Source organism: Paenibacillus koleovorans NBRC 103111 (assembly GCF_004000845.1).
Taxonomy (GTDB): domain Bacteria; phylum Bacillota; class Bacilli; order Paenibacillales; family NBRC-103111; genus Paenibacillus_AA; species Paenibacillus_AA koleovorans.
Window position 1 is genome coordinate 1 of record NZ_BIMA01000266.1, and the last position, 708, is coordinate 708.

General features: G+C 64.1%; 1 protein-coding gene. It reads right to left on the minus strand.

The window, feature by feature from the left end; genetic code table 11:
- A partial coding sequence (locus tag PKO02S_RS32110) for a 2-hydroxyacid dehydrogenase (protein WP_164821839.1) occupies nucleotides 1–708 on the minus strand: 708 nt, incomplete at both ends.

Sequence of the window (708 nt, forward strand, 5' to 3'; positions counted from 1 at the left end):
TCCAACCGCGTGGAGAAGGTGGCCGAGCCGATGTGCGGCAGCGTCAGCACATTGGGCATCTGCAGCAAAGGATTCTCTCGTGCGGGCGGCTCCTCCCGGAAGACGTCAAGTCCCGCGGCGCGAAGTCGACCGCTTGTCAGCGCATCGACAAGCGCATCCTCATCGACCGTCTGTCCGCGGGACGCGTTGATGAAGATGGCCCCGGGCTTCATCTGCCCGAATTGCTCGCGGCCGATCAACTGCGACGTCTCGCTAGTTAGCGGCACCATGACTGCGATGAAGTCCGACTGCCCGAGCAGCGATTCAAGCGGCGCATAGCGGATGCCCAGCCGTTCCTCCGCCTCCGGCTTGCGATTGCGGTTGTAGTACAGCACCTCCATCGAGAAGCCGTAAACGGCGCGGCGAGCGATCGCTTCGCCGATGCGGCCCAGCCCCACGATGCCGAGCGTCGCATGATGGACATCGGTGCCGAACAGCTTCTCGCGGTCGTCCTTCCGCCATAGACCGTCCTTGACATAGCGGTCCAGCTCAGCGACCCGGCGCGCCGTCCCGAGCATCAGCGCGATGACGAGATCGGCCACCGTCTCATCGAGAACGTCCGGGGTATTCGTCCCGAGGATGCCGTGCCGCTTCATCGCGGCCACATCGAAATGGTTGGTGCCGACTCCCATCGTGCTGATTGCTTTCAGACGAGGCGCCCGCTGCAGC